Origin of the sequence: Bacillus sp. AFS041924, from assembly GCF_002577195.1 — a bacterium.
Taxonomy (GTDB): Bacteria; Bacillota; Bacilli; order Bacillales; family Bacillaceae_G; genus Gottfriedia.
This window is the reverse complement of sequence record NZ_NULG01000073.1, coordinates 1-1,450: the sequence shown is the minus strand read 5'-3', so window position 1 is coordinate 1,450 and position 1,450 is coordinate 1. Positions and strand designations below refer to the sequence as shown.

General features: G+C 34.0%; 1 protein-coding gene. It reads left to right on the top strand.

Annotation, left to right across the window (positions count from 1 at the left end; genetic code table 11):
* Nucleotides 1-53: 53 nt before the first annotated feature.
* A protein-coding gene (locus COC46_RS15720; RefSeq protein WP_098810765.1) for an IS3 family transposase occupies nucleotides 54-1,414 on the top strand; the annotation gives its coding sequence in 2 pieces (ribosomal slippage) (nucleotides 54-510 and nucleotides 510-1,414; 1,362 coding nt in all).
* Nucleotides 1,415-1,450 lie beyond the last annotated feature (36 nt).

The window sequence follows — 1,450 nt, the reverse complement described above, 5'->3', positions numbered from 1 at the left end:
AGAAGTGCACCCCAAAAGTTAGACATAGTCTAACTTTTGGAGGTGCATTTTTTATGACAAAATTTACTATTGATGAGAAAATATTTGCCGTAAAACGTTACTTGGAAGGGAATGAATCTCAAACAGAGATTTCAAATTCTATCGGAGTTCACCATTCTGTTTTTCAAACATGGTTACAAAAATTTCAGTATCATGGTGAACAAGGTTTTCAAAAAAGCTATACTTCATACGATTTGCAGTTTAAACTAGATGTACTTAACTATATGAACGAACAAGGAACATCGATCAGAGAAACAGCTGCAATTTTTAACATTCCTACTCCTTCTACTCTTTTTCAGTGGAAAAGGCAGTTAGAAATAATCGGTACAGATGCCCTTGAATTAAAGAAAAAGGGGCGTCCACCATTGTCTAAAAATAATTCAAACACTAGTAGTAATAAGGAAGTAGATAAAGGATCAATTGAAGCTTTACGAGCTGAGAATGATCGTTTACGAATGGAGAATGCGTACTTAAAAAAGTTGAATGCCTTAGTTCAAAAAAAGGGCAAATCACCAAACAAGACAAAGTCCAAGTAGTCTATGAATTAAGGCATGAATTTTCGGTAAAGTCTCTTCTACAACTCGCAGACATCCCACGTAGTACGTATTATTATTGGGTGAAAAATTTAGATCGTCCAGATCCAGATGCAGAGCTAAAAGTGTTAATAAAAGCTATTTACGATGAACACAAAGGTATTTATGGCTATCGTAAAATACGAGATGAGCTTACTAATCGAGGATATAAAGTAAATCATAAAAAAGTTCAACGTCTCATGAAAGTAATAGGAATAAAATCACTAGTGAAGATAAAGAAATATCGCTCTTACAAAGGCAAAGTGGGTAAAAAAGCGCCAAATATTTTAAATCGAAATTTTCAAGCATCTAAGCCAAATGAGAAATGGGTTACAGACATAACCGAAATTAAATTATTTGGAGAAAAGCTATATTTTTCACCTATGTTGGACTTATATAATGGTGAAATAATTACTTATACAATCGGTTCAAGACCGACCTATTCACTTGTTTCAACTATGTTAGAACAGTCTTTTGAACGATTAAAAGCTTCTGATACATTGCTTATTCATTCAGATCAAGGGTGGCACTATCAAATGAAACGGTATCGTAGTGCCCTTATTGAGCATGGCATCACACAGAGTATGTCTCGAAAAGGAAACTGTTACGATAACGCAGTAATAGAAAGTTTCTTTAGTATCATGAAATCTGAACTACTCTATCTTAAGGAATTTAAAAGCATCGCACACTTTAAACAAGAACTAGCTAAATATATAGATTACTATAACAACAAACGAATTAAGGCTAAATTAAAAGGCATGAGCCCGGTAAAATACCGAGTTCATGCCCAACAGGCTGCCTAATTAAAATTACCAGTCTAACTTTATGGGGTCAGTACA